The organism is Tepidibacter sp. Z1-5, assembly GCF_037844525.1.
Taxonomy (GTDB): domain Bacteria; phylum Bacillota; class Clostridia; order Peptostreptococcales; family Peptostreptococcaceae; genus Tepidibacter_A.
On sequence record NZ_JBBMMD010000047.1, the window covers coordinates 54,909 to 81,831 of the forward strand.

A 26,923-nucleotide genomic window follows, 5' to 3' on the forward strand; every position below is an offset into this window, starting at 1 on the left:
ACAAAATTATTGTAGATTATATTAAAATGAGTATTTTTTTATCTATGGATATATTTACAAAAATATGGTAATCTAAATTTGGAAATATAACCTAGATTAGGAGGTAAAACGTGATAAATAAAAGATTAATTTCGATTTTTAGTGTATTTTTCTTAGTTACAATGATGGCTGTAGTGATGGCTGCAAATGGATGCTATAGGCTCAATACATATAAATATCTTATATACATTTGGAATTTATTTTTGGCTTGGATACCATTCGTGTTTTCTTTGGCAGTACACAATAGGTATTATAAAGGCAGTGGATATATAAATAATATAATAATATTTATCTGTATGTGCATATGGTTGTTATTTTATCCTAATGCTCCTTATATAATAACGGATTTTATACATATAAATACATCTAATTATATATTCAAAATAGAGGATACTTTAGAATTTGAAAGGAACTTTTGGATATGGTATGATTTTATACTTATAGCATTTTTTGCTTTAATAGGATATTTACTTGGAGTAGCTTCTTTGTATTTAAATCAAATAATAGTTAAAGATAAATTTAATAATTTTATATCTTGGATATTTGTAATTGGAGTATCTTTTCTTAACGGTTATGGAATATATCTAGGTAGGTTTGTTAGATTTAATAGCTGGAATATAGTATCAAATCCTATGAAGTTGTTTGGATATATTATAAATAGCGTCAAACTTGAAGCTATTTATTTTTCTTTGATGTTTGGAACAGTTTTATTATTTACATACATACTCGTGTATAGTTTGATAAATTTTAAGAACAATCCTGAGTAAAGGGTTGTTCTTTTTGAATATATTAAAAAGCTAAAGTAAATTATAATAAATATATAAAGCAAAACTTAATTCAGATGGAGTTTTTACTCCACCTGAATTTTTATAACTTTTAATTTTCGCATAAATATAGAATTGTGACAGAAGAAGATATTTTTTGATATAATTATTATAAATAATTATTTGTGGAGATGATAATTTGATATTTTTATTAAAAAATCTTATAAATAATCTAGGATATGTAGTCTTAATAGCTTTTATGATTTCTAAGATAAAAAGTTTTAAGAAGATAATACAAAAAGATGAATTTAATTATATAGATCTTTTTGTATTATCATTTATATTTGGTACATTTGGTATACTTGGAACGTATATAGGAACAGATGTTAGAGGTGCTATAGCAAATACTAGAATAATTGGAGTTATGGCTGGAGGAATACTTTGTGGGCCGTTCGTTGGAATTGGAGCTGGTATAATAGCGGGGCTTCACAGATACTTAATAGACGTTGGAGGAATTACAGCCTTTCCTTGTTTTATTAGTACTGTTATTGGAGGATTTATATCGGGAATTATATACAATAAGTCAACTGATAATAATAGGTGGATATATGGTATTTTGGGTGGAATACTAATTGAAAGTATAAGTATGGGATTAATACTCTTACTTTCGAGGCCATTTGCAGTAGCTCTTTTGATAGTTAAGAAAATATATATACCTATGACTTTGGTTAATGGAATAGGTATAGGAATAGTAATACTAATTACTGAAAATATATTTGAAGAAAAAGAAGAGATAGCTGCAAGGCAAGCAAAATTAGCTCTTGAAATAGCTAATAAAACACTACCTTATTTTAGGAATATAAACAATAATTCGTTAAAACAAGTGTGTACAGTTATAAAAGATAGTGTAGGAGCTAGTGCTGTATCTATAACTGATAAAAAGTATATATTAGCTCATATAGGGGATGGGGATGATCATCATATAGATGGTGAAAAGGTGTTAACTCGTGCTACTGAAAAAGTAATAGAAACTGGAGAGATAGTAATCCTTAGAACTCATAGACAAATAGATTGCCCAAATGAGAATTGTCCATTGAAATCTGCTATAATAATGCCTTTGAAGGATAGCAAATCTACTGTCGGATCACTAAAAATTTATTATAACAAGGAGGATTCTATAAGCTTTAAGGATGAAACTTTAGCTATAGGACTTTCTCAGATGATATCTACTCAGCTTGAAATATCTAAAATAGAAAGGCTTAAGGAAATGGCGAATAAGGCTGAGATAAAGGCTCTTCAAGCTCAGATAAATCCTCATTTTTTATTCAATGCATTAAATACTATAGTTTCATTTATAAGAATAAATCCAGATAAGGCAAGAGAACTTATAATAAACTTATCTAATTATCTTAGATACAACTTAGAAGTTGGAGAAAATTTTGTTGATATAAATAAGGAATTAGATCAAGTTAAAGCTTATGTGGAAATTGAAAAGGCTAGATTTGGGGATAAATTAAATGTTGTATACGATATCGACGAAAGTATAAATGTAAAATTACCAAGTCTTATAATACAGCCGTTGGTAGAAAACTCTATAAAACATGGAATACTAAAGGGAACCGGTAGTGGGTGTGTACAAGTAAAAGTTCAAAAAAATTGTGATGATAATGTTGAAATATCTATACAGGATAATGGTATTGGAATAGATGAAAAAATAATAAAAAACATATATAAGAGAAACATGAAAGAAAACAAGATTGGACTTTTAAATGTTCACAATAGATTGAGGCTTGTATATGGAAAAGGACTTGATATACAAAAACTTGATAAAGGAACAAAAATCAGCTTTATAATATATCATGAAGGAAAGAGGAAATAACATGAGGTGTATAATAGTAGATGATGAATCTCCTTCAAGAGAGGAGCTTAAGTACTTTATAAATAACTTTAGTTCAATAGAGATAGTAAAAGAGTTTGATGATTCACTGGATGCCTTGAAGTTTATAGAAAGTAGTGATATCGATGTTATATTCCTTGATATAAATATGCCAAAGTTAGACGGTGTTTGCTTAGCTAGAGTTATAAATAAATTTAATAAACATTTTAAAATAGTTTTTATAACTGCATATAAAGAATATGCTATAGAAGCGTTTGAATTGGAGGCATTTGATTATATATTAAAGCCTTATTCTGAAGAAAGAATACTTACTACTTTAAAGAAAATAGAGAGATTAGAGTCTTGTGAAGAAAAAAAATTCATATGTGATAGAGTGACTGTTTTAAAGGGAGAAAAGATGATAGTCGTAAATATAAAAGATATATATTACTGTACATCTTCAGAACGAGATACTTTAGTTTACACTAAGGATGAAGAATATATTGTTAATATTAGTATATCTGAGTTTTATAATAAGGTTTCTGAGTATAATTTTTTTAAAAGTCACAGGTCTTATATATTGAATATGGATAAAATAGAAGAGATAATACCTTGGTTTAACAACACTTATAATGTTAAATTAAAGGACCTAGATATTAAAATTCCTGTTAGTAGAAAAAATATCAAAGAATTTAAGCACATAATGGGCATATAAATGCACTTTATGTGTTTTTTTTTGCATTTCATGTAAGAATTAAAATTTCATAGCAAAACTTTATTATAATTTAGTTAAAGACAATTAAAATTTAAGGAGGGAATGCAATGATAACGTTTTTCTCAGCAATTATACTTTTAATCTTGGGATATTTTATATATGGTAAGTTTGTAGAAAATGTCCTTGGAATCGATGATTCACAAGTTACACCGGCTATTGAAATGGAAGATGGTGTAGATTATATACCTATGAGTTGGCCTAGGATTTTCCTTATTCAGTTTTTAAATATTGCAGGACTTGGACCTATATTTGGAGCAGTAGCAGGAGCTTTATGGGGACCAGCAGCATTTTTATGGATTGTATTCGGATGCATATTTGCAGGAGCAACACACGACTTTTTATCAGGATACTTATCTATGAAGCATAAAGGTACTAGTGCATCAGAAATAGTTGGTATTTACTTAGGAGAAACTGTAAAGAAGATAATGAGAGTATTTACAGTAGTATTATTAATATTAGTTGGAGTAGTATTTATTACAGGACCAGCTGGACTTTTAGCTAATTTAACTTCATTTGACAAAGGATTTTGGGTTATAGTAATAATAGCATATTATATATTAGCAACTGTACTTCCAGTTGATAAATTAATAGGAAAGATATATCCAATATTTGGAGCTTCTCTTCTTATAATGGCTGTAGGTATAGCTGGAGGATTGGTTGTAAAGGGATATAATATACCAGAAATAACTGTTGCAAACTTACACCCTAAGGGAACTCCTATATTCCCATTCTTATTTATAACTATCGCATGTGGTGCTATTTCAGGATTCCATGCTACACAATCTCCTCTTATGGCTAGATGCGTTACAAAACAAAGCGAAGCTAGAAGAATATTTTATGGATCAATGATAGCAGAGGGAATAATAGCTTTAATATGGGCAGCAGCTGCTATGACTTTCTTCGGAGGAACTGAAGGACTTGCTGCGGTACTTGCTAAAGGTGGAGCGGCAGTTGCAGTTAACGAAATATCAACTTCTTTACTTGGAAAATTTGGAGGGTTATTAGCTTTACTAGGAGTTGTTGCTTGTCCTATAACATCAGGAGATACTGCATTTAGAAGTGCAAGACTTACTATAGCAGATTCTATAAATTATAAGCAAGATAGTTTGGTTAAGAGATTTTCAATAGCACTACCATTATTTGCTATAGGTATAGCACTTACATTCATGGACTTTAATATAATCTGGAGATACTTCTCTTGGGCTAACCAAACTTTAGCTATGATGATGTTATGGGCAGGAGCTGCTTACTTGGCTAAAGAAGATAAGAATCACTGGATTGCAAGTATACCGGCTACATTTATGACTGTTGTAACAACAGCTTATATAATACAAGCACCAGAAGGATTCAAGCAATCTGCAAGCCTTGCAAATCCTATAGGTATAATATTAGGACTTGTAATATTTGGACTATTCTTATCTAAAAAAAACAAAAACAAAGATAAAATAGCTGCTTAATAAATAAATGTATCGAAATGAAACATGTGTACTGTTTTGATACACTGGGAAAAAGATATCAAATTCATAAGTGTATCGATATGAAACAAAAAAGGTATGGTTGAATTCAACCATACCTTTTTTATTTCATAAAAATATATATTTTAAACATAAAATATATATTTTTAACATATTGATAATTATGTTAGATACCAATTGGGTTATGAAACGAAGTTTGTTAGAACTAGGTGTATTATAAGTAGTTGCAATGGGAGCTTGTAAGAAATTTTTATTATATATATGATTGAAACTGTAAGATAAAGGGTATTTAATATAAAAATAAATTGGATAAATTAAAAAACAGACTTTAATAGATAGACTTGGTATAGATATTGCTTAATAAAAGAATACTATAAAATAGAAGAGAAAGGGGGATTTATATGGAACATACATCTATTTCATATATATCTTTGTTAATAATAATTTTACTTGCTACATTTGTGCCTATATTAATAACTAAAATTAAGTTTATACCAATACCTATAGTGGTGGGGGAAATATTATCGGGAATGATTATAGGAAAGAGTGGGTTTAATTTAATTCAAGATAGTCCGCAACTTGAGTTTTTATATACGTTTGGATTTGCATTTTTGATGTTTTTATCAGGTCTTGAAATAGATTTCAATTTGATGAAGCCAACTAGTGAAAATTCTGAATCTAAATGGTATAAAAAACCGTTATTAGTATCTATAATTTTATTTCTTATAACATTGATTTTATCATTTGGTATAGCGTACCTGTTTAAAATATTCGGACTTGTATCTAATGTAGCTCTTATGAGCTTGATACTTAGTACTACATCTTTAGGAATAGTAGTCCCTATACTAAAAGAAAAAAATATAATAAACTCAGAATACGGTCAAACAATATTACTTACTGCTTTGATATCTGATTTTGTAACTATGGTACTTATAACATTTTTTGTTACGTTTTATACATCAAAGGGAGCTTATGAAGTACTTTTAATTTTACTATTGTTTGTTGCATTCTTTTTCTTTTATAGAATGGGACTTAGGTTTGTAGTAAATAATAAGATAGTAAAAGAACTAGCAGATACTACATCTCAGATAAAGGTTAGAGGGGCGTTTTCTTTAATATTAATATTTATATCTCTAGCTCAAAGTCTTGGAACTGAAATTATTTTAGGAACATTTTTAGCAGGTCTTATAGTTGCTCTTTTAGATGAAAAAGACAAATCGGATTTATATGTTAAACTTGATGCAATAGGATATGGATTTTTTGTACCTATATTTTTTATAATGGTTGGAGCTAACTTTGATATTAAATCAGTTATTGATAATCCAAAGGCAATATACCTTGTACCAGCTTTATTAGTTGCTGTGTATGCAGTAAAAATAATACCATCTTTACTTTTGAAATTTAATTTTTCAATGAAAAAAAGTATAGCTGCAGGTTTTTTACTATCGTCAAGACTTAGCCTTATTATAGCTGCAAGTGCTATAGGGTTAAAGCTTGGACTTATAAAAGAGGAGACTAATGGTGCAATTATATTGGTCGCTATAATAACTTGTACATTTTCACCTCTTGTATTTAATCAAATGATGCCTAAGATAGATTTGAAAAACAAGAAGAATATATTCATAATAGGAATTAATGATAAGAGTATGTTGCTTGCTAGAAGACTTAAAAAATTCGAAATGAATTTGATTTTTATAACATACAACAAATCTCAGTTTGACAAGATAAGTGCTAATGGAGAAACTGTATATTTAGGAGATGCTACTGATGTTAAATGGCTTAAAGAGGTAGGGATTAAAAAAGCAGATACTGTTGTTGTTGCAAAAAGTATAGAAGATATAAATACCGAGATATGCAAAATTTGTAAGGTTGAATTTGGCATAGATCATATAATACTTTTAACCAACAGTCAGTCAACGCCTGAAGGCGAGTCTTTATATGGAGCTATGAGTGTGTCTCCGGAATTTGCAACGGCCTTTATGGCTGAACATTTTATAATACATCCTAAGGCATTTTCTTTATTATTTGAAGAAGAGGATTTTATGATAGAAGAAGTATATCTTGAAAATGAAGAGTATTTTTTTAAAGTATTAAACAAGTTGGTTTTACCAGGAGATTGCTTGATTTTATCAATATTAAGAGGATGTGAAAAAATAATACCTCATGGAAATAATATACTTAAGCCTGGGGATGTTATAATGATCGTTGGGGAAAGTCATAATGTTAAAAAGGCAAAAAATATGCTTGGAAGTAAAAAAGAAGGCAGTTATTTATTATAAATAACTGTCTTCTTTTGTTATAAAAAAATTATGATATTTACTTTTAATTGTAATAATGATATAATGAATAGAACGGTTTTAACTCTAAAAACTTCGGAATTAGAATTTACAAATCTTGATGAAATTCTTACCTAGATACAATATCTAAATTCAATTAATAACAATGAATATGCATAATTGAGACTTTATAGAGTATATTTGACTAGGAAAATAGTGAAAAATATCGAAAATATCCAATTGATTAAGCTATAAAAATTTTATAGTGCAAATTGTTGTATAAATATAGTAACGAGTTATAGTTTATATGGCAGTATTTACACCTATATAGTACTTTAAACTTGGAATATTAATAATATGTTTATAAAAATAGAAACAACTTATAATGAACGATAAAAATGTTACAACAGTATAAGTATTCATATTTAAAATAAATAAGGTAATACAAGGAGGTTTTAAATGGAAAACAATAAAAGACAAATTTCATTAAAAAGAGCTGAGGAGTTAAAGGGTAGAATAGAGGACTATTTAGAAGCTAAAAAAACTATACCTAAAGGCTTGGAAAATCAAGAAGTACTACTTGAGAGAAAAAATAAAATTTTATCTGTTCTTGGAGGAACTGAGGAAGATTGGAATAACTATAAATGGCAATTATCTAATAGAATCGCAGATGTAGATACTCTGTCTAAAATACTAGATTTAGAAGATGAAGAAATTAAGAAAATAGCAGAAGTTGGGAAGCAATTCAGATGGGCTGTATCTCCATATTATTTAAGCTTAATAGATCCAAAGGAAAAATTTGATCCTATAAAACTTATGTCTATACCTGAATTTATAGAGCTTCAAGATGATGTAGATGACTTAGATCCTATGGGAGAAGAGTTTACAAATCCTGCAGGAAGTATAACTAGAAGATACCCAGATAGACTTATAATAAATGTTACTAACGAATGTGCTATGTATTGTAGACACTGTCAGAGAAGAAGAAACATAGGTCAATGTGATGAAGCTAAATCTAAGGATGTTATACAAGAGTCTATAGATTATATAAGAGAAAATGAAGAAATAAGAGATGTATTAATAACAGGAGGAGATCCACTTACATTAAATGATGATTATTTAGAGTGGATAATAAGTCAGTTGAGAGATATTCCTCATGTTGATTATATAAGACTTGGAAGTAGAACTTTAGTTACTATGCCTCAAAGAATTACTGATGAGTTCTGTAACATGATTAAAAAGTACCATCCTATATTTATAAATACTCACTTTAATCATCCTATGGAAATTACACAAGAAACTAAGGCTGCTTGTGAAAAACTTGCAAATGTTGGAGTACCTCTTGGAAATCAAGCTGTATTATTAAATGGTATAAACAATGATAAGTTCGTTATGAGATGCTTAAATCACGAATTATTAAAGTGCAGAGTAAGACCTTACTATATATTCCATGCAAAGCATGTTAAGGGAACTACGCATTTTAATACTTCTATAGATGATGGACTTGAGATAATGGAGTATTTAAGAGGATATACATCTGGAATGGCTGTTCCTACGTATATAGTTAATGCTCCAAAAGGAAAAGGTAAAACCCCTATACTTCCTCAATATTTAATTTCAAGAGGAAAAGATTTTGTAATGATAAGAACTTGGGAAGGTGAAATTGTAAAGTATGAGAATCATCCTTCTGTAGATATAAAGGAAGTTATTAAATAGTTTTTGACAATGATATTATATTGTGATACAATACATTTTGTTGAAAAATTAAATAATGAGTAAGTCGGATAGTTACGTGTGTAAACACGAGGAAAGTCCGAGCTCCATAGAGCAGGGTGCTGGATAACACCCAGTGAAGGCGACTTTAAGGATAGTGCAACAGAAATAAACCGCCATAATTTATTATGGTAAGGATGGAAAGGTGAGGTAAGAGCTCACCAGCAACTAGGTGACTAGTTGGCTATGTAAACCCCACCTGGAGCAAGACCAAGTAGGAACTAGAAAGGGGAGCTGCTCGTTCCCTTTCCGATGGTAGGTCGCTTGAGCCTATTGGTAACAATAGGCCTAGATAGATGACTATTCAAGACAGAACTCGGCTTATAGATTTACTCATTATACACGGCATAAACACTATTCTTCGGAGTAGTGTTTTTTGCTTATTGTTCGATTTTTTTCAAAGTGAGTATAACTTTAGTATATAAACCTATAGAGATGAAGATAAAAAAGCAATATCTGAATATATTAAGATGTTCTATAATCGCAAACAAAGGCATTCTTCTCTTGGTTATCTATGTCCCTTAGAATTTGAAAAACTGAACCTGCAGAAATAGACTATTTATAATGTCTACTTAAGTGGGTTCAGTCCAGTCTATTTTATAATTGATTATTTTTAATTTATTTTAAATTTTTCAATCTCTCTTTTAAGGTTTTGAACTAAGCTCCTTGTATTTTCAATATAAGAGTATATTTCATCTAATCCTGATAATTGTTCTTCGGATGAAGTTGCTATCTCTTCTGTATTTGTTGCTGTTTCTTCCGTTGCTGTTGATATATTACTAATACAATTAATTATGTCCTCCTTATCCTTCATAACTTCTGATGTATATTCCGTTAATTTATCAATCTTAGAAGCAAAGCTCTTCAATAATTTAGAAGTATTACTGAATATTTCATTTGTATTCTTAATAGTTTTATTTTGTTCTTCTACTATTTCACCGAATTCATTCATTGTATCTGTTGCTCTATTAGATTTTCCCTGTATATTTTGAAGAAGATTTTTTATATCATTTGTTGCTTTAGATGTTTCTTCGGATAATTTTCTTATTTCCTCTGCAACAATAGAAAATCCCTTCCCAGCTTCTCCAGCTCTAGCCGCTTCAATACTTGCATTTAAAGCTAATAAGTTTGTTTGATCAGCTATACTATTTATTAATCCAATAATTCGTTCTGCATTATTTACATATTCACTCGTATCTTGTATTACCTTTGCTATTTCTGTAGTTTTTTCATTACTTTCTTTCGTTCTAGCATCTAACAACTTCATAATATCCATCCCTTTATGAGTTAACTCACTTGTATCATAAGAAATATGAAATACATCAAGAACTAAGTTATTAGAATCATTAATTTTAGTTCCTAGGTTATTTGCTTTTTCTGATATTATTTCAATATCAGTAGACTGATTTACTATACTACCTGAAATTTCATCTATATTTTTTGACACTTCACATATAATTTTATTTGACTCTTTAGACATATGTGTTACCGCTTCAAAACCTTCATTCACTTCTTCAAAAGATATATTTATCTTAGTTAAAATATCCTTTATATTGTGCTGCATTTTACTGATAGCTCGTCCTAAAATTCCAAACTCATCTTTTCTTTGTATAATATTTTCAGGCATTTCTCCCGTAAAATCACCTTTTTCTAAATTTTTCAGGTAAGTAACTACATTTGACAAAGGCTTGGTTAATTGTTTTAAAGCAATATATATAAATATTAAAACAATTAATAATGAAATTATTGTAATAATAATAGAAGATAATACTGCTGAATTTACCTCGGTTTTAACTTTAGATATTGGCGTATCCACAACAAGAGACCAAGGTGCCTTTATATTTCCAACAAAAATCGGTGCATATATTCTATACACATTCGTGTGCAAATACTCAGAATATACAATTTCCTGGCGATTTTCTCCTTGTTGAATTATATTCATTATACGTTCTTTTTCTTTCTTATATTCTTCAGTCATATTTTCTTCGTTGTCATCATTTTTAAATATACTCTTTCCTAATAATTCACTATTAGGGTTGGCAATATATGTTCCATTGTTCGCTATTAAGCTAACACTTAAATCAGAATTACCTTGTGTAAGTTCCATAATATACTTTTGAAATGAATCTAATGATATATCGCTTCCTACTAATCCACCAAATTTACCTTTATGCACTATAGGCGTCAATACACTTGTGAATAAAATCTCTTTTCCATCTACAGTATCTAAATAAGGATTATGCATTATTGGTTGTCTATCAATCTTCATCTTATCATAATAACTACCTGGCACAAAATCGGGCTCCGTTGGTTCATCAATGATTTCGTCTCCTTTTCTTACAAAGAAAGTTATGTATCTTCCATCATTCATTTCCCCTTCTTTTCCAGCAAATTCAATATCTTTTCCATCTATCCCATTGTTATCTCCTGTTATAAATATACTATTTATATCTTTATTATTTTTTAAAACTGCTATCTGCATATCATCTAACTGACTTCTATCTACATTTCCATAATCCATAATGCCATCTATAGATGATGCCAATATAGATGTCGTTTGCAGTGCTTTTTCCATTTTCGCTTTAATAAGTACTTCATATTTATAAGATAAATTTAATGCTTCCATATATGCCTTTTCTTCAATTATTTTATTTGTCTTTTTACTTATGATAAAGTTTACTCCTATAAAAGATACTAAAATAATGATTGACATTATCATCATTATTTTAAATCTAAAACTTCTAAATTTCATGGTAATTCTCCCCTTTGTATAATGTAGTTGTAACATTTAATATTGTTTTACATCATAGTGTAAATGATGATTTAATTATTGGTGTTACTTTTATATGTTTGGTATAAAAAGCTTAACTACTTTAGAGAATATTGATACTGTAAATACTTGGAGATTTTAAAAATTTTCAGGTTCTAGATAAATAACTCATAAATAATAAAGCAACTGCGCTTGTTGAGATAATGATAATTTTCTAACGCTAAAATTAAAGATTTTGCATTTGTCACCCCCAAAAATATGTAAATTTTACTCTATTATACCAAATATACAATAAAATATCAATTATCGACATTGTTTTACAACATAGTCTACTTCTGCTTAAGGACGGTTCTAATGTTTTAATGGGCATCATTTCTATACTTACAATAAAACAGTATAAAAAGTTTAATAGAGATGTCTGTTAGGACTTAATATCACCACATCCCTCTCTAAATCATATGATGATACTAAGATGCTTTAGAGGAGGAGAGTTTTATGTCTAAGAAAAAATATAGGATAATGGCATTTGATGGAGGAGGTATAAGGGGAGTGCTCAGTGCTACTATACTTAAAAGATTAGAAAAAGAAAATCCTAGATTAATCAAAAGTACAGATTTATTTGCTGGTACATCAACTGGTTCTTTTATAGCGTTAGGTCTTGCTTATGGGTTATCTGTCAAAGAAATATTAAATTTGTACTCTATGGTCAATTGTAAATATATATTTTCTCCTAAATACAACGAACTTTTTAGACCTAAATACAATAATAAGCATTTGAAGGAAGTTCTTATGAGTGTATTTCCAAAAAATCTTAAATTAAAAGATTTAAAAAAGAAGGTATTAATACCAAGTTTTGAAGTTATAAGTAAGAATAATGGTAGCTGGAAGCCTAAGTTTTATACTAATTTTGAAGATAAGGGAACGGCTAATGAGTATGTAATAGACGTAGCTTTATATAGTAGTGCAGCTCCTATATATTTTCCATCTCATAAAAAACATATAGACGGAGGTATTATAGCAAATAATCCGAGTTTAGCATCTATTTGTGTTGCTAAAGATCCAAATGGAGCTAATAAAAAACTTGAGGATATAAGACTTTTATCTATTGGAACGGGATTTACTTTAACCAATATAAAAGCAGATACTAGAAAGTGGGGAGCTATAGAGTGGGGTCTAAATCAAAATCCTCCATATCCACTTCTTAATATATTATTTGAGGGAAATACGGATGCTGATACTTATTATAGCCGTGAATTGTTAAAGGATAATTTTTTTAGAACTAATCCTCAACTTTCAAAGTCTATTGATTTAGATAGTTGTAAAGAAATACCTTATTTGATTAATGTTGCAGATAGTTGTGATATAACATTTATAAACAATTGGATTAATGATAAATGGTTCTAGTATTTGTTTAAATAAATCAGCTGTAGTATAATTTATTTAAACAAATAATACTAAGGAGTGCTGTATGGACAATAAATCGAACTTTACTAAAGAAAAATTAGTACTTAGATTTAAAAAGATTCACAGACAATTGACTGATATATATATAAGGATTTTAAGTATTGAATACAACAGTTGTGATGAATCTTTGGCGTTTAGGCAGGCTTATATTTTTATTAATAAGGTTTTTTTACTTAGAATACTTCAAAATAATGGATTTGAACTAGGAACTTATAATGAAAAACAATTTATTATAGAGAATAAACTTGATGAAATATTAAAAATTTATCTTAAAAATACAGAAAACTATGAAGATTTAAATTTGTTTTGTGAGGAGATAGATTTAAATGAAAAACAATTGAATGAAGATGAAGTATGCGTTATGTACAATGCAATAAATAAAATAAAACTAAATGTGGACTATTTGCAGAGCATAGATAATACTATACTTGGAGATTTGTATGAAGTTTTTATGGATGAGGAGATTAGAAAGTCTCTTGGACAGTTTTATACCCCTGGGTTTATAATAGATTATATTTTAAATAATACTATCGCAAATGAGGATATAGTAAAGAAACCCTTTATCAAAGTTTTGGATCCTGCATGTGGTAGTGGACATTTTATTATAAAAGCTTATGATATGTTAAAAAAGAAGTTTGTTAAAAAGTTGAGTGTTTTAAGACAAATATACAAAGATGAAATCTATACTATAAAAAAAGCAGGAGAGTATATAAATCTTAGGGGTGTAGACTATTGGAAAATAGAAAATTTACATTATCATTTGTTAAAAAATTGTATATATGGATCTGATATTGATAAATTTGCTATAGATATTACTATTGTAAATTTAATTATAAAGGATGTAAAAAATTTTAGTTATGATATTAATATTATACATTCAGATAGTTTGGTTAGATGGGAAAATGATAAGTATAGTAAAAAAAGAGAATTTTGGAGCAATAAATATGATTATGTTATAGGAAATCCTCCTTATGTTGGAAGCAAGAAGCTTGATATTTATTATAAAAAATGGTTAATTGAGGAATATGGTGAAGTATTTAAAGATAAATCTGATATTTACTACTGCTTTTATAAGAGAATATTAGAGGTTTTGGATGTTGATGGTAAGGCTTGTATAATAACTCCCAGGTATTTTATAGAAAGTCCTAGTGGAAAGTCGCTTAGGGGCTATTTAAAGAGAAAATCTAGTATATTAGAAATAGTAGATTTTTATGGTAACCAAATATTCAAAGGAGTAGGTGTGGCTATTGCTATATTTACATTTAAGAAAAAGTTAGATACAGACATTATATCTGTTTATAAGCTTGTGAATGATAGTTTGAATTTTTATAATAATACAAGTCTTGAAACTATGTTGAATAACAAGTGTTTTGAAAAATTCAATTTAAAAAGGTCTGAGCTTGAAGATGATAGATGGATTCTTGTATCCGATGTTAAGTACAATATTTATAAAAAGATTAAGCAAAATTTAAATTATGAACTAAAGGATATAGCTGAAAGTTTTCAAGGAATAATAACCGGATGTGATAAGGCTTTTGTTTTAAATACTAAAGAAGTTGAAGCTAATAATATAGAAACAAGCATACTTAGAAAATGGGTTAAAAACAAGAATGTAAATAAATATTCTGTTGAAGATAGCGATTTGTTTATAATATATTCAGATTTTATTGAAGATAAATATAAATATAAAAATGCTTTGAAATATATAGGCAGGCATAAACAAAAATTGATAAATAGAAGAGAGTGTAAAAAAAATATAAGAAAGTGGTACGAGCTTCAATGGGGTAGAGATTATAAGTATTTTGAAAAAGATAAGATAATGTACCCTTATAAGGCTTCGCATAATAAGTTTGCCATTGATAAAAATGGATATTATTGTAGTGCTGATGTGTACTCTTTTTATATAAAAGATGGGTATGAAAAGATTTTTTCTTTAGAATACATAGTTACTTTGTTAAATTCAAAGATATATGAATTTTATTTTAAAATGTTTGCAAAAAAAATAAGCGCTCGTATATATGATTATTATCCTAATTCTATAATGGATTTGGGTATATTTAAGAATCTTAAGTATGAAGAAATAGAAAACATAGGTAAAAAAATAATATCTTTAAAAAGAGATATAGATATTATAAAAAATAAAAAAAGCTATGATGAAAAAGATCCTATAAAACATTTTTATAATAAATGTGTTGATATATTAAAATTGAAAGAGGCAATATACAGATTGGAATTAGAGGTAGATAATATTATCCTAGATTCGTTTGATTTGACTAAAGAAGATTTGAGTATAGTATATGATGATTTAAATATAAGAGATATAGATGAACTTAAAAGTATAATACCTGAGAATGAATTTGTTGATATGCATATAAACAGGAAAAAATCTATAAGTTATATATCTAATTTATATGATTGTGATGAGTTTAAAATAATTAAGTTGAGGCATGATTATAGTATGTCTTGTTTTGGAGATGAGCCATGGCGACTCTACAATATGAATGAATTATACGATGAGATAACAGAATATTTACAAAAGAATATAGAAATGATAAAAAATAGTAAAGATATGAATATAGAGACTATAGATAAGATTATGAATAAAAAATGCAAGAATTACCTAATCAACATTAAAATATTGGGTGAAAAATACAATTCTAAAAATAGATTAAATACATTAAATAAGATTATGAAATAATAGCAATATATAATAAATTCCTTCATAAATATATATAGAGGCTTAAAAAGGAGGGATTGTATGTTTAAAATAAATGTTACTGAACAGGATTCTATGTTTTTAATAAATGTAGGCGGGAATATATCTAAGGAAGAGATAAATGAATTTTTCATAGAGTACAAAGAAAGTATAAAAAAAATAAAAACATCAAAATATAATTTGGTTGTACATCCGCATGAGTTTGAAACAGATGAAGAATATGCTATGAAAAACATATTTAAAAAATTCATGAAGAGTGGATTTAAAAGAATATACATATTAGATAAAATAGGAATAAAAGAAAATTTGAGACTAAGTAAATTAGAAAAAAAATTCTTTTATAATAAGGTTAGGATAGTTAATTCTATGGCTGAGATAGAATAAGTTGAAAACATTATGTTTTCAACTTATTTTTGGTTCCCATGAATATTTTTAATACCGTTTTTATCTATAACTATCTCTTGATTATAAGCGGCTTTTGAAAATATTTTTTCTGCTTTTGCAATAGGAAGACCCTTTAATATCATATTCTCGGGCTTGGCTTCTCCTACATTATCCATATAAAGTCTGTATAGATAGTTAACTGCTTGTGGTAAAAATCCCAACATCCTAGCTGCTACAGTATCACAAGCAACAGGATCTGTTCCAGCTATTATAAGACCATCTGTATCTACAGCTTTTCCATCACTTGGACCGTTTCCTATCATAGTCTTATCAAGACTTATTATACTTAAGTCTATTGGAATTTTTTTAGACATTGCAACTATAAATCCGTGTAAATCCTCATGTATGCCTAATTTTTTCTTTGGAAATCCGTGAACACCAGCTGGAGGCCAACTAAGCATTATATTTTTGATACTAGCACTCATAGTAGCTTCCTCGTGTTGCTTAAGCTGTGTAAATGATATTAACACATCAACTTCATCTATTAACTTGTTTATCTTGGTATTTGGGATTATATTATGGTCTAAGTCTATTGTTGTATATGGTCCGTAGTTTAAGTCGACAAATTCTACATTCTCATCCTCAATTACCTTATCGTAACCTACAAATTTCATTACATCTAAGGTTTCCTCTCCTCCAGAACCTGTTGCTATGTATATTTTTGAAGGGTTATAAGACTTTACATACTGAATTAATGATTTCAAAGTATTGGGTCCTATTACTGTAGCTGTTGAAGGTTGTTTAGATTTTACCCAGTTAGGGGTTATAACCACTGTATCATCATTTTTTATCATATCTCCTATAGGAAGCATATCTAGAGCATCCTTTAATGAATTTTTTTCACTCTTTGACTGACTTATAGAAACTATACTATCTTTTATTTTCCTGTTATTTCTCATAAAAAAACCTCCTCATTAAATTAGAATATCCAAGAAATTTATATAAATACGTATGAGAATAAACATAAAATCATTATTTACTAATATTAAAAAAATATGATAAAAAAAATTCTTTGAATTATAATAAAAATATATTATGCAAATGGAGGAATTCTTATGATAGATACAAGACTAGATACATTTATAACCGTTGTAAAAACTAAAAACTATACAAAGGCAGCTCAAATACTAAACTTGACACAACCTGCAGTATCTCAACAAATCAAATATTTAGAAAATTATTATAATGTAGAGCTTATTAAAAAAGCTAATAAAACAATATATCTAACTAAAGAGGGGGATATACTATATAATTATGCTCAAAAAATGAAAGCCTTAAATAGAGCTTTAAAATCAGAAATAAAAAACAACTCCTCTTTAAGAAAAATACACAATATTGGTGCTACTATGACAACAGGAGAATACGTAATGCCTTATATACTTGGCGATTATAAAAAAGATTATCCGAATATAGATATTATACTAAGTGTGGATAATACTAAAAGCATAATTGAAAAATTACAGGATGGAGAAATAGAACTTGCCTTGATAGAAGGATATTTTGATAAAGATAAATTTAAATATATAAAACTAAAGGATGATGAGCTCGTACTAGCAGTATCTCCTAAACATGAATTTGCATCCAAAATAGAGGTGGAACTAGAAGAAGTTATAAAGGGAAAACTAATATTAAGAGAAAAAGGATCAGGAACTAGAGATATATTCGAAAGGAAGATATCTGAGTTTGGATACGGTATTGAAAATATGAACGTATATATGGAAATACGAAGCATAAATGCAATAAAATCTCTTGTTGAATCAAACCTTGGATACACTATAATTTCGAAAGAAGCTATAAAAAGAGAAGTGGATTTAAAATTTATAAAAATAGTACCTATAAAAAATATCAAGATAAAAAGAGAATTTAACTTCATATATAAAACTAGCTCGTTTTTAGATTTTATAAATAGCTTTATACAATACTGCTACAACCATAAGTGAAAATTATGAATATATAATAAATCATAATTTTTAATTATATACATTCTTTGGTATAATCAAGCTGAGGGAGTGATTAACTTGAAAAAAATAAAAAGATTATTACCGGGGTTGGGGTTTGTATTTTTAATATCAATACTATCTATGTTTATAAATGATAGCATAAAACACATAATAAACTTAGAGGCATTGACAATAGGTATTGTACTTGGAATTATATATAATAATACTTTTAAAACTAGTGATGTATTAAAGCCTGGAATTACCTTCTCGCTTAAAAAATTGCTAAAGTGGGGTATAGTATTACTTGGATTTAAGCTTAATTTTAGAGCTCTTATAGAATTGGGACCTAAGGTTGTAATGATGATTGTATTATATGTTCCATCTGTTTTGATATTATCGTATTTACTTGGTAAAATATTCAAAATAAATAGTAAGGTAGCTGTTTTACTTGGAGTAGGATCTAGTATTTGCGGAGCGTCAGCTGTTGTTGCGATGAGTAGTTGCATAAATGCACAAGAAGATGATTCGATTGTTGCAGTATCTATAATAAACTTTTTAGGTGCGATAGGTGTACTTGTATACTCTACTATAGCAATAACTTCTGGTATGAGTAATTTAGAATACGGTATTTGGTCTGGAATATCTCTTCAAGGAGTAGCACATGCTATTGCAGCAGCTTTTGCAAGGGGAGACCAATCGGGAGAAATAGGTACTTTGGTAAAAATGGGAAGAGTAGTAATGTTAGTGCCTGTTTCGTTAGTGCTTAGTTATCTATTTAATAGAGAAAGCAAAGAAAGTAAAGTCAAGTTTCCAATGTATATACTATATTTTATATTCGCGGGAATAATAAGTTCTTTGAATATTATATCCATAGATTTTATAAAAATATTATCTAAATTAAGCTCTATGTTTATATTAATGGCAATGGTTGGTATGGGGCTTAGTGTAGACATTAAGAGTATAAAAGATAAGGGGATGAAGGCGCTTATCATGGGATGTTTGTTATTTTTGATAATATCTACGACTATGTATTTTGTATCTATATCGATTATATAAAAATATTGAAATTATAACAAATAATATTATAATTTGAAATTTAATACTGTTTTTATAGTATAATATAGAATAAAAAATAATTTGATTTGAAGTATTTTACATTTGGATAAGACATAAAAATAGGGGGAAATGATGGAAGAAAGAAAAATATTTATAGATATTGATGAATTAAAATCGGGTATGGTTCTTGCACAGCATATTGTAAATAAAAATGGGGTATTCTTATTATTTGAGGGATTTGAATTTAAGGAGATAGAAAAAATAAAGGAAATGCTTTTAAGTCATAATATACATAATTTAAAAGTTATAGTGAAAGAAGGTATGGATGATACTTACACTAAAGAGTATTTTCAAATATATGATTTCAGACAAAATATGAATGAATTAATAAATGATATAAAACACAAATTTTATTGTATAGAGTCTGGAGAAGAAGTAAATAGAGAAGATTTTGAAAAGACGATAGAAATTGCTATTAGATCATGTAATGGAAGTGTTAGTTTATTTAAGCTTATGAATAAGATAAAAGATATGGAAGATTATATATATATGCATTCTATGAATAGTTCATTGATAAGTTATCAAATAGGAAAATGGTTAGATTTAAAAGAAGAGGAACTAAAGGAGTTAACGCTTAGTGCTATATTAAGCGATTTAGGAAAAATGAAAGTATCAAAAGAAATAATTAATAAGCCAAATATACTAACATATGAAGAATATTTAGAAGTAAAAAAGCATTCTATATTTGGGTATAAATTAATAAAGGGCAGCAATTGCATAAACAATAAAATAAAAAGAGCTGTACTTGAGCATCATGAAAGAATAGATGGAAGTGGATATCCTAGAGGAATAAAAGGAGATGAAATATCATTATATGCTAAAATAATAGGAATAGCTGATGTATATAGTGCTCTTACGTCTAAAAGACCTCACAGAGATAGGAATACTCCTTTTGAAGCTATAAAAATACTTGAAGAAGAATTTGTGTCTAAATTAGATACTAAAATTTTGTATTTATTTTTGAAAAAGGTCGCTGCAGAATATTTAGGAAGTGAAATTATCTTAAATGATGGAAGAACTGCCAAGATAGTATTTATACCATCTCAAAATATATGCAAGCCTTTAATTGAAATGGAAGAAAATGGTGAAGTGGTTGATTTAGGTAGTAACCAAAATTCTAAATTATATATAAAGGAATTTATATTATAATATAACTGTGGATAGGTGATATTATGAGAGGTTTGATATTAGAAGGAGGAGGATCAAAAGGATCCTATCAAATTGGAGCATATAAGGCATTAAAGGAAATTGGTATAGACTTTGATGGAATTGCAGGGACTTCTGTTGGTGCGCTTAATGGAGCTTTAATTGTTCAAGATGAATATGAAAGGGCTCATGAAATATGGTCAAATATAACTCCTCAAAAGGTAATAAATATAGAAAATGAAATATTTGAAAAAATAAGGGACATAGATATAAATATAAAAAACTTCAACATGATAATAAAAATACTATCTAAGACTTTAAATAATAAAGGATTAGATATATCACCTTTAAAAAATATGCTAACAGAACATATTGATGAAAATAAAATAAGAAATTCAAAAAAGGATTTTGGAATAGTAACAGTCTCTATTAATTCATTAAAGCCACAAAGATTGTTTCTTGATGATATACCTCAAAATATGCTAGTAGACTATTTAATAGCAAGCTCAAGTTTACCTATATTTAAGTTAGAAAAAATAAATGGAAAGTTGTATTTAGATGGAGGATTTTATGATAATCTTCCTATAGGTCTTCTAAAGGATAAAGGATATGATGAACTAGTAGTGATAAGGCTTTATGGAATTGGAAGAACGAAAAGAGTAAACACAAAGGGAATGAAAATAATATATATAAATCCATCTGAACATCTTGGACCTACTCTTGATTTTAACAAAAACAGGAGTGAAAAAAACATTAAACTTGGTTATTACGATGCATTAAAAAGTTTGAATCAACTATATGGGAATAGATATTATTTTAAAATAGATGGAACTTGCGATGAGTTTTATTTTGATTTAATAAAAAAAATGAATAATAAGACTGTAGCTAAACTTGCAGATAAATTGAAAATTAAAGGAGAAACCTCGTTAAGATTATTATTGGAAAAAATAGTTCCTAAGCTGGGAGAATTATTGGATCTTGGAAAAACATTTTCCTATAAAGATTTAATTATAACTATATATGAAATAAGGATGAATCAGTTGGGATTTGAAAGGTTGAGAGTATATAGTTTTAAAGAAATATTTTGGTATATAAATAGAAATTATAATTTTGAAGAATATAAATCTAAAGATATTCTGAATAGAATATTAGTAAAAAAAGAAAACTTAATAAATGATATTATTAAAGAAATTATAATAGATATACAATATAGAATGGAATAGAAATTCCTCAAAATATAACAGAATATGGCAAAAATCAAAAAGTCAGAAAATATAAGCATATTATATTGACAAAGAAAATAATATTTTATAAAATGGAATTGAAAAATTCATAATATTTTTCGTGGAGGATGCAGATGAGTAAATATTTGGTGAAAAAAGTATTGAGCAATAATGCTATCTTCGTTAGCGAAGGAGATAAAGACTATATACTTTTGGGAAAAGGAATCGGTTTTGCCAAAAAAAAAGGTATGGTCTTAGAAAAATTGGATAATATAGAAAATACATTTGTAGCACTTACTGATGAAGATAAAAATCTAATATACAATGTAGATAAAGAAATATTAGAAACGGCTGAGCAAATAATAGATATGGCATCGAATGAACTTAATGAAGATTTAAATCCATACATTCATATTGGACTTATAGATCATATTAACTTTGCTATAAAAAGATTAAGAGAGGGTATTGAGATAGTAAACCCTTTTTTAGTAGAGACAAAATTAATATACCCTAAAGAATACGATATAGCTAGTAAAGCTGTGGATATACTTAAAGAAAAATTAAATATAGAAATACCTGATACAGAAATAGGATTTATTGCTTTTCATATACATGGTGGAAGAAGCAATACTAGTAAAACTTCTGCATTAAAAAATACCAAATTAGTTAATATGATAGTAGAATATGTTGAGAAAAAGTTAAAAAAAGATATAAAAAAAGATTTGATGATATATAATAGATTTGTGTATCATTTAGTGGCTCTATTAGATAGAGTAAACAGTGGGAAAACTGTAATAAATAATTCTTTAGAGACAATAAAAAAAGAGTTTTTCTTTGAATATAAAATAGCATATGATATTTCTAAAATAATTCAAAATGAATTGAAAAAAGAAGTATCTCAAGATGAAGTGGGTTATATTACCCTACATATTTACAAACTCAATAGCTTATAATTAAAGAGACTATCGGTGTGTTACTGATTATGCAGGCATTAACCAAATTGTTTTATGGATATGTACGTTTTTTGGATATTGACGTACGATTTTGTTAAAAATATTCATAAACATTTGTTGATGTCTTTTTACATTATATAAAAATATCCAAAAATAAAAAATTAAAAAATAAATTGATGAGGTGAATTTAAAATGGAAAAGAAAGTAACTATAAAAAATGAAAGCGGAATACACGCTAGACCAGCAGCATTACTTGTTAAGAAGGCTTCTGAATTTGAATCTAAGGTTGAAATAGATTTCAATGGAAAAAAAGTAAATGCAAAATCAATAATGGGAATAATGAGCTTAGGAGCTTCAAAGGGAAGTGAAATAACAGTAATAACAGAAGGTTCAGATGAAAGTAAAGCTTCAAATGAAGTTGCAAAGCTTATTGAAAGTGGATTCGGAGAAGCATAATCAATACCTGTGTATAAAGGAGAGGTCGGAATGATTAAAGGAACGAATGCATCACCGGGTATCGCTCTGGGGAAAGCGTTAGTACTAGAACATAATGAAATAGTTATAGAAAAGAAAACTATAGAGAATATAGAAATAGAGAACAAAAAATTAACAGATGCAATAACTAAATCAAAAGAAGAATTAACTAAGGTTAAGGAAAAGGCTTTAGCGGAATTAGGACCAGAAAAAGCGGAAATATTTGAAGCTCATTTACTAGTTCTTGAAGATCCAGAACTTGTAGAGTCTACTTTAAATAAAATAAAAGATGAAAGAATAAATGCTGATTATGCGTTTAATGAAGTAAAGAATATGTTCGTTTCTATGTTTGAATCTATGGACAATGAATATATGAAGGAAAGAGCAGCTGATATAAAGGATGTAGCTAATAGAGTTTTAAGACATATATTAGATATAAAATTCGTAGATTTATCAGCTCTTGAAGATGAAGTTGTGTTAATAGCTCATGATTTAACACCATCTGATACTGCAACTATGAATAAGAAAAAGGTTTTAGGATTTTTAACTGATATAGGTGGAAGAACATCTCATACAGCTATAATGGCTAGAACATTAGAAATACCAGCAGTTGTAGGACTTAAAAATATAACTGAAACTGTTAAAGATGGAGATTATATAATATTTAACGGAGAAACAGGTGAAGTTATAATAAATCCAGATGAAAATATTATAAATGAATATAAGGCTTTAAAAGAGAAGTTTGAAAAAGAAAAGAAAGAATTAGAGTCTTTAAAAGGACAAGAAAGTAAAACACTAGATGGAAGACATGTAGAATTGGCTGGTAATATAGGAACTCCAAATGATGTACAAGGTCTTATAAATAACGATGCAGAAGGTGTTGGACTTTACAGAACTGAGTTTTTATACATGGATAGATCAGATTTTCCTACTGAAGAAGAGCAATATGAATCTTATAAGGCTGTTCTTGAGAGTATGAATCCAAAGCCTATAGTTATAAGAACTCTTGATATAGGTGGAGATAAAGAACTTTCTTACCTTCAATTGGATAAGGAGATGAATCCTTTCTTAGGGTATAGAGCTATAAGAATATGTCTTGATAGACAAGATATATTTAAAACTCAATTAAGAGCTCTTTTAAGAGCTAGTGTACATGGAAACTTAAGAATAATGTTCCCTATGATATCAAGTCTTGAAGAATTACTTTCAGCAAAAGAAATACTTGAGGCTGTTAAATCTGATTTAGATAAAGAAGGAATTTCTTATAGCAAGAATATAGAAGTTGGTATGATGATAGAAGTTCCATCTGCTGCATTAATATCAGATATTCTTGCAAAGCATGTTGATTTCTTTAGTATAGGAACTAATGACTTAATTCAATATACTACTGCGGTAGATAGAATGAATGAGAAAATACACAACCTATACAATCAATTCAACCCTGCTGTTTTAAGACTTATTAAAATGGTTATAGACAATGGCCATAAAGAAGGTAAATGGGTAGGAATGTGTGGAGAAGCTGCAGGAGATAAGAGAATGATTCCAATACTTCTTGGAATGGGACTTGATGAATTCAGTATGAGTCCAATATCTATACTTCCAGCTAGAAAGCTTATAACTTCATTAAAATATGAAGAAATGAAAGAAGTAGCTCAAAAGGTAGTATCTATGGGTACTGCTAAAGAAATAGAAGAATATATGCAAAATAACTTTGCTTAAATAATGAGAACCTTATGCCGATATAAATTGGCATAAGGTTTTTATTTTTACAAAAGTATTCATATTTTAGTTATAATATAATATAAGAATTTAAATAAAAACTGTGGTGGTGTTTTGATGAGTAAGTATGCATACATAGGGTCATCCAATACTGGAAAGACAACAAAGCTGATAAGTGTATATAAAGAATTTATAAAAAATAACGTAGATGAAAATAGAATAATTGTGTTTATAAACTCTAAGTCTCAAAAAAGATTTTGGGGGGACATAGATACTAGTACATTTTATAAAATAATTAGAAATCATATAGTTTTATTTTGGCCTTTGGTACAAAGAAACATAAATATAAAAAAAACTACTCCTAAGTTTTTGGATATGGAGATAAGTGAATACCTTCTAAACAAGCTTGTGGACAAATACAGAGAAGGAGGAAGGTTTCTAGATGTAAATATACCTAATTCAGTTTTGTCATCGGATATACTCAACAATATATCTAAAATATCTCTAAATTGTATCGAATATGATGAGGTAGATAAGTATTTGATTAATTTTTTAGATATAGAAGATATATTTGTAAAAGAGAATATTTTATCTATGAAAGATATAATAAATGTATTTGTAAGAAAAAATATAAGCGAAGGTGTTTTGAATTTTAGTTTGGCATCATATCTTTTCAATAAATATATAATAGATGATCCTTTATATGAGGAGTATATAAAAAATAATATAGATTGCTTTATTGTGGATGATATTCAAGAAAAGTCATTTCTTGAGCTTAAGTTTATAAATAAGGTTATGAGTATAGTTAAGGAAACTCATATTGCATATAACTCAGATGGAGCTATAACGAAGATACTAGGAGCTGATGAGGATTCTTTTAAACAGATAATACTTCCTAAATGTAAAAAAATAGATATGGGAACATCAGACTTTATAAATATAGAGAATATAGAATTTAAAAATTCTACTATGAGAAGTGAGATGATACTCAAGATATCTGAAGAAATCCAGAATTTACTAAAAAATGGATATAAAGAAGAGGATATAGATATAATAGGACCATTTATAGATTCTATATTTGAGAATAGAATAAAAAAAGAGATGGACAAAAATGGTGTTAATATAAATATTATGACTAGAAGTGGGTCTCTCACTGATAATCCATATATAAATAGTTTGATTACTATAACTCTTTTAGCCAATAGTTCTTGGAAAATGAGTCCGAATAAAGATTCTATATGTAAGATGATATCGTTTGTACTAGGTGCAGATATGATAAGGTCTAGGTATATAACTGATAAGATAACTCAAAAAGAGCCTTATGAACTGCCAAAAGTTGAAGAATTAATATCTATTGATATAGAAGAAGAGTATACAAATAAATATGAAATTTTAAAAAGTTGGATATATGAAAATAAAAACAGTGAAATAGATATGGATAAATTCTTGAAAAAAATGTTTTTGGACATACTATTACCTCTTGAGGTGAGTGCTGAAAATTTAAGTACCTGTAATTATTTAATAAATCTAGCAAAATCATTTATAGAATACGCTAATGAAAACGAAAAGTTTAAAGATAATAAAAGTAAATTATTTATAGACATGATTTTAAAGGGAATAAGGGTTTCTGATACAAGAGATAATATAGAGTTAAAGGGAATAAAGGTTTGGTCATCATATTCATATTTACTAAGCTCTAAAAATAGTAAAATACAAATATGGACAGATTCAAGCTCTGATGTATGGCATCAAATAGGTATAAAAAAATATTATAATCCCTTTATATTCTTAAGAGAAAATAAAGGTGAAAAATGGAGCTTTGAAAATGACGAATTATATAGATATAATCAAACTAAAAGCGTAGTAGATAGCTTGCTTAGAAAAGCTTCAGACAAAGTTTATATATACAGTAGTGAATTTAACTCTAATGGATATGAGCAAAAGGGTGAGTTGAGTAAATATATAAGATAGATACTTAAA

19 protein-coding genes, 1 other RNA gene and 1 pseudogene are annotated in these 26,923 nt (G+C 27.9%); 19 read left to right on the top strand and 2 right to left on the bottom strand.

The annotated features are described in order from the left end of the window. Positions 1-110: 110 nt before the first annotated feature. From WJW32_RS11860 to WJW32_RS11895, 8 genes and pseudogenes are all read left to right on the top strand, one after another. Positions 111-806 (top strand): DUF1361 domain-containing protein, encoded by a 696-nt coding sequence (locus tag WJW32_RS11860; protein ID WP_340258580.1) that lies wholly within the window; start codon positions 111-113, stop codon positions 804-806. 196 nt (positions 807-1,002) lie between these two features. Beyond that, complete coding sequence (locus tag WJW32_RS11865) at positions 1,003-2,682, top strand: LytS/YhcK type 5TM receptor domain-containing protein (RefSeq protein WP_340258582.1); 1,680 nt, start codon at positions 1,003-1,005, stop codon at positions 2,680-2,682. A 1-nt stretch (position 2,683) separates the two neighbouring features. After that, entirely contained in the window at positions 2,684-3,394 is a 711-nt protein-coding gene (locus WJW32_RS11870) for a LytR/AlgR family response regulator transcription factor (protein ID WP_340258583.1), read from the top strand. A 107-nt stretch (positions 3,395-3,501) separates the two neighbouring features. After that, positions 3,502-4,911 carry a carbon starvation CstA family protein gene (locus WJW32_RS11875; RefSeq protein ID WP_340258585.1) on the top strand — a complete coding sequence of 470 codons (1,410 nt, stop codon included), beginning with the start codon at positions 3,502-3,504 and terminating at the stop codon, positions 4,909-4,911. A gap of 419 nt (positions 4,912-5,330) precedes the next feature. After that, on the top strand, positions 5,331-7,208 hold the full coding sequence (locus tag WJW32_RS11880) for a monovalent cation:proton antiporter family protein (protein ID WP_340258587.1): 1,878 nt from the start codon (positions 5,331-5,333) through the stop codon (positions 7,206-7,208). A gap of 456 nt (positions 7,209-7,664) precedes the next feature. Next, the gene (gene eam / locus WJW32_RS11885) at positions 7,665-8,921 is read left to right on the top strand and encodes a glutamate 2,3-aminomutase (protein ID WP_340258589.1); all 1,257 of its coding nucleotides are present in this window, start codon (positions 7,665-7,667) and stop codon (positions 8,919-8,921) included. Positions 8,922-8,977: 56 nt separating this feature from the next. Further along, positions 8,978-9,318: RNase P RNA component class A (gene rnpB / locus WJW32_RS11890), an RNA gene on the top strand. 106 nt (positions 9,319-9,424) lie between these two features. Next, positions 9,425-9,532 (top strand): annotated as a pseudogene (locus tag WJW32_RS11895) (IS3 family transposase); the annotation flags it as partial. A gap of 59 nt (positions 9,533-9,591) precedes the next feature. Here WJW32_RS11895 and WJW32_RS11900 read toward each other — a convergent pair. Further along, positions 9,592-11,730 (bottom strand): methyl-accepting chemotaxis protein, encoded by a 2,139-nt coding sequence (locus WJW32_RS11900; protein WP_340258591.1) that lies wholly within the window; start codon positions 11,728-11,730, stop codon positions 9,592-9,594. Between the two features lie 513 nt (positions 11,731-12,243). Between WJW32_RS11900 and WJW32_RS11905 the strand changes: the two genes are divergently transcribed. The 3 genes from WJW32_RS11905 to WJW32_RS11915 all read left to right on the top strand — a co-directional run bounded on the left by WJW32_RS11905 (position 12,244) and on the right by WJW32_RS11915 (position 16,312). Further along, complete coding sequence (locus WJW32_RS11905) at positions 12,244-13,152, top strand: patatin-like phospholipase family protein (protein ID WP_340258593.1); 909 nt, start codon at positions 12,244-12,246, stop codon at positions 13,150-13,152. A gap of 64 nt (positions 13,153-13,216) precedes the next feature. Continuing rightward, on the top strand, positions 13,217-15,910 hold the full coding sequence (locus WJW32_RS11910; RefSeq protein ID WP_340258595.1) for an Eco57I restriction-modification methylase domain-containing protein: 2,694 nt from the start codon (positions 13,217-13,219) through the stop codon (positions 15,908-15,910). Positions 15,911-15,970: 60 nt separating this feature from the next. Further along, complete coding sequence (locus WJW32_RS11915; protein WP_340258597.1) at positions 15,971-16,312, top strand: hypothetical protein; 342 nt, start codon at positions 15,971-15,973, stop codon at positions 16,310-16,312. A gap of 23 nt (positions 16,313-16,335) precedes the next feature. Here the strand turns inward: WJW32_RS11915 and WJW32_RS11920 are convergent, their stop codons facing one another. Further along, entirely contained in the window at positions 16,336-17,271 is a 936-nt protein-coding gene (locus WJW32_RS11920; protein ID WP_340258599.1) for a DUF362 domain-containing protein, read from the bottom strand. A gap of 156 nt (positions 17,272-17,427) precedes the next feature. On the opposite strand from WJW32_RS11920, the gene WJW32_RS11925 reads away from it, so the two are divergent. From WJW32_RS11925 to WJW32_RS11960, 8 genes are all read left to right on the top strand, one after another. After that, positions 17,428-18,312 (top strand): LysR family transcriptional regulator, encoded by an 885-nt coding sequence (locus WJW32_RS11925; protein ID WP_340258601.1) that lies wholly within the window; start codon positions 17,428-17,430, stop codon positions 18,310-18,312. A 78-nt stretch (positions 18,313-18,390) separates the two neighbouring features. Beyond that, the gene (locus tag WJW32_RS11930) at positions 18,391-19,368 is read left to right on the top strand and encodes a YeiH family protein (RefSeq protein ID WP_340258603.1); all 978 of its coding nucleotides are present in this window, start codon (positions 18,391-18,393) and stop codon (positions 19,366-19,368) included. A 132-nt stretch (positions 19,369-19,500) separates the two neighbouring features. Next, positions 19,501-20,577 (top strand): HD-GYP domain-containing protein, encoded by a 1,077-nt coding sequence (locus WJW32_RS11935; protein WP_340258605.1) that lies wholly within the window; start codon positions 19,501-19,503, stop codon positions 20,575-20,577. A gap of 23 nt (positions 20,578-20,600) precedes the next feature. Then, on the top strand, positions 20,601-21,797 hold the full coding sequence (locus WJW32_RS11940; RefSeq protein ID WP_340258607.1) for a patatin-like phospholipase family protein: 1,197 nt from the start codon (positions 20,601-20,603) through the stop codon (positions 21,795-21,797). Between the two features lie 134 nt (positions 21,798-21,931). Beyond that, positions 21,932-22,750 (top strand): PRD domain-containing protein, encoded by an 819-nt coding sequence (locus tag WJW32_RS11945; protein ID WP_340258609.1) that lies wholly within the window; start codon positions 21,932-21,934, stop codon positions 22,748-22,750. A 192-nt stretch (positions 22,751-22,942) separates the two neighbouring features. Then, a complete protein-coding gene (locus WJW32_RS11950) occupies positions 22,943-23,206 on the top strand; it encodes an HPr family phosphocarrier protein (protein WP_340258611.1) in 264 nt (87 codons plus the stop codon). 30 nt (positions 23,207-23,236) lie between these two features. Then, on the top strand, positions 23,237-24,943 hold the full coding sequence (ptsP, locus tag WJW32_RS11955; RefSeq protein ID WP_340258613.1) for a phosphoenolpyruvate--protein phosphotransferase: 1,707 nt from the start codon (positions 23,237-23,239) through the stop codon (positions 24,941-24,943). A gap of 117 nt (positions 24,944-25,060) precedes the next feature. Then, positions 25,061-26,914, top strand: coding sequence for a hypothetical protein (locus WJW32_RS11960; RefSeq protein WP_340258615.1), 1,854 nt, complete (start codon positions 25,061-25,063; stop codon positions 26,912-26,914). Positions 26,915-26,923: the final 9 nt, after the last annotated feature.

Excerpts from the sequence above, each read along its gene's own strand:
- WJW32_RS11870 (WP_340258583.1), top strand. The coding sequence starts at position 2,684 with ATGAGGTGTATAATAGTAGATGATGAATCTCCTTCAAGAGAGGAGCTT.
- WJW32_RS11875 (WP_340258585.1), top strand. The coding sequence starts at position 3,502 with ATGATAACGTTTTTCTCAGCAATTATACTTTTAATCTTGGGATATTTT.
- WJW32_RS11880 (WP_340258587.1), top strand. The coding sequence starts at position 5,331 with ATGGAACATACATCTATTTCATATATATCTTTGTTAATAATAATTTTA.
- eam (WP_340258589.1), top strand. The coding sequence starts at position 7,665 with ATGGAAAACAATAAAAGACAAATTTCATTAAAAAGAGCTGAGGAGTTA.
- WJW32_RS11900 (WP_340258591.1), bottom strand. The coding sequence starts at position 11,730 with ATGAAATTTAGAAGTTTTAGATTTAAAATAATGATGATAATGTCAATC.
- WJW32_RS11905 (WP_340258593.1), top strand. The coding sequence starts at position 12,244 with ATGTCTAAGAAAAAATATAGGATAATGGCATTTGATGGAGGAGGTATA.
- WJW32_RS11910 (WP_340258595.1), top strand. The coding sequence starts at position 13,217 with ATGGACAATAAATCGAACTTTACTAAAGAAAAATTAGTACTTAGATTT.
- WJW32_RS11915 (WP_340258597.1), top strand. The coding sequence starts at position 15,971 with ATGTTTAAAATAAATGTTACTGAACAGGATTCTATGTTTTTAATAAAT.
- WJW32_RS11920 (WP_340258599.1), bottom strand. The coding sequence starts at position 17,271 with ATGAGAAATAACAGGAAAATAAAAGATAGTATAGTTTCTATAAGTCAG.
- WJW32_RS11925 (WP_340258601.1), top strand. The coding sequence starts at position 17,428 with ATGATAGATACAAGACTAGATACATTTATAACCGTTGTAAAAACTAAA.
- WJW32_RS11935 (WP_340258605.1), top strand. The coding sequence starts at position 19,501 with ATGGAAGAAAGAAAAATATTTATAGATATTGATGAATTAAAATCGGGT.
- WJW32_RS11940 (WP_340258607.1), top strand. The coding sequence starts at position 20,601 with ATGAGAGGTTTGATATTAGAAGGAGGAGGATCAAAAGGATCCTATCAA.
- WJW32_RS11945 (WP_340258609.1), top strand. The coding sequence starts at position 21,932 with ATGAGTAAATATTTGGTGAAAAAAGTATTGAGCAATAATGCTATCTTC.
- WJW32_RS11950 (WP_340258611.1), top strand. The coding sequence starts at position 22,943 with ATGGAAAAGAAAGTAACTATAAAAAATGAAAGCGGAATACACGCTAGA.
- ptsP (WP_340258613.1), top strand. The coding sequence starts at position 23,237 with ATGATTAAAGGAACGAATGCATCACCGGGTATCGCTCTGGGGAAAGCG.
- WJW32_RS11960 (WP_340258615.1), top strand. The coding sequence starts at position 25,061 with ATGAGTAAGTATGCATACATAGGGTCATCCAATACTGGAAAGACAACA.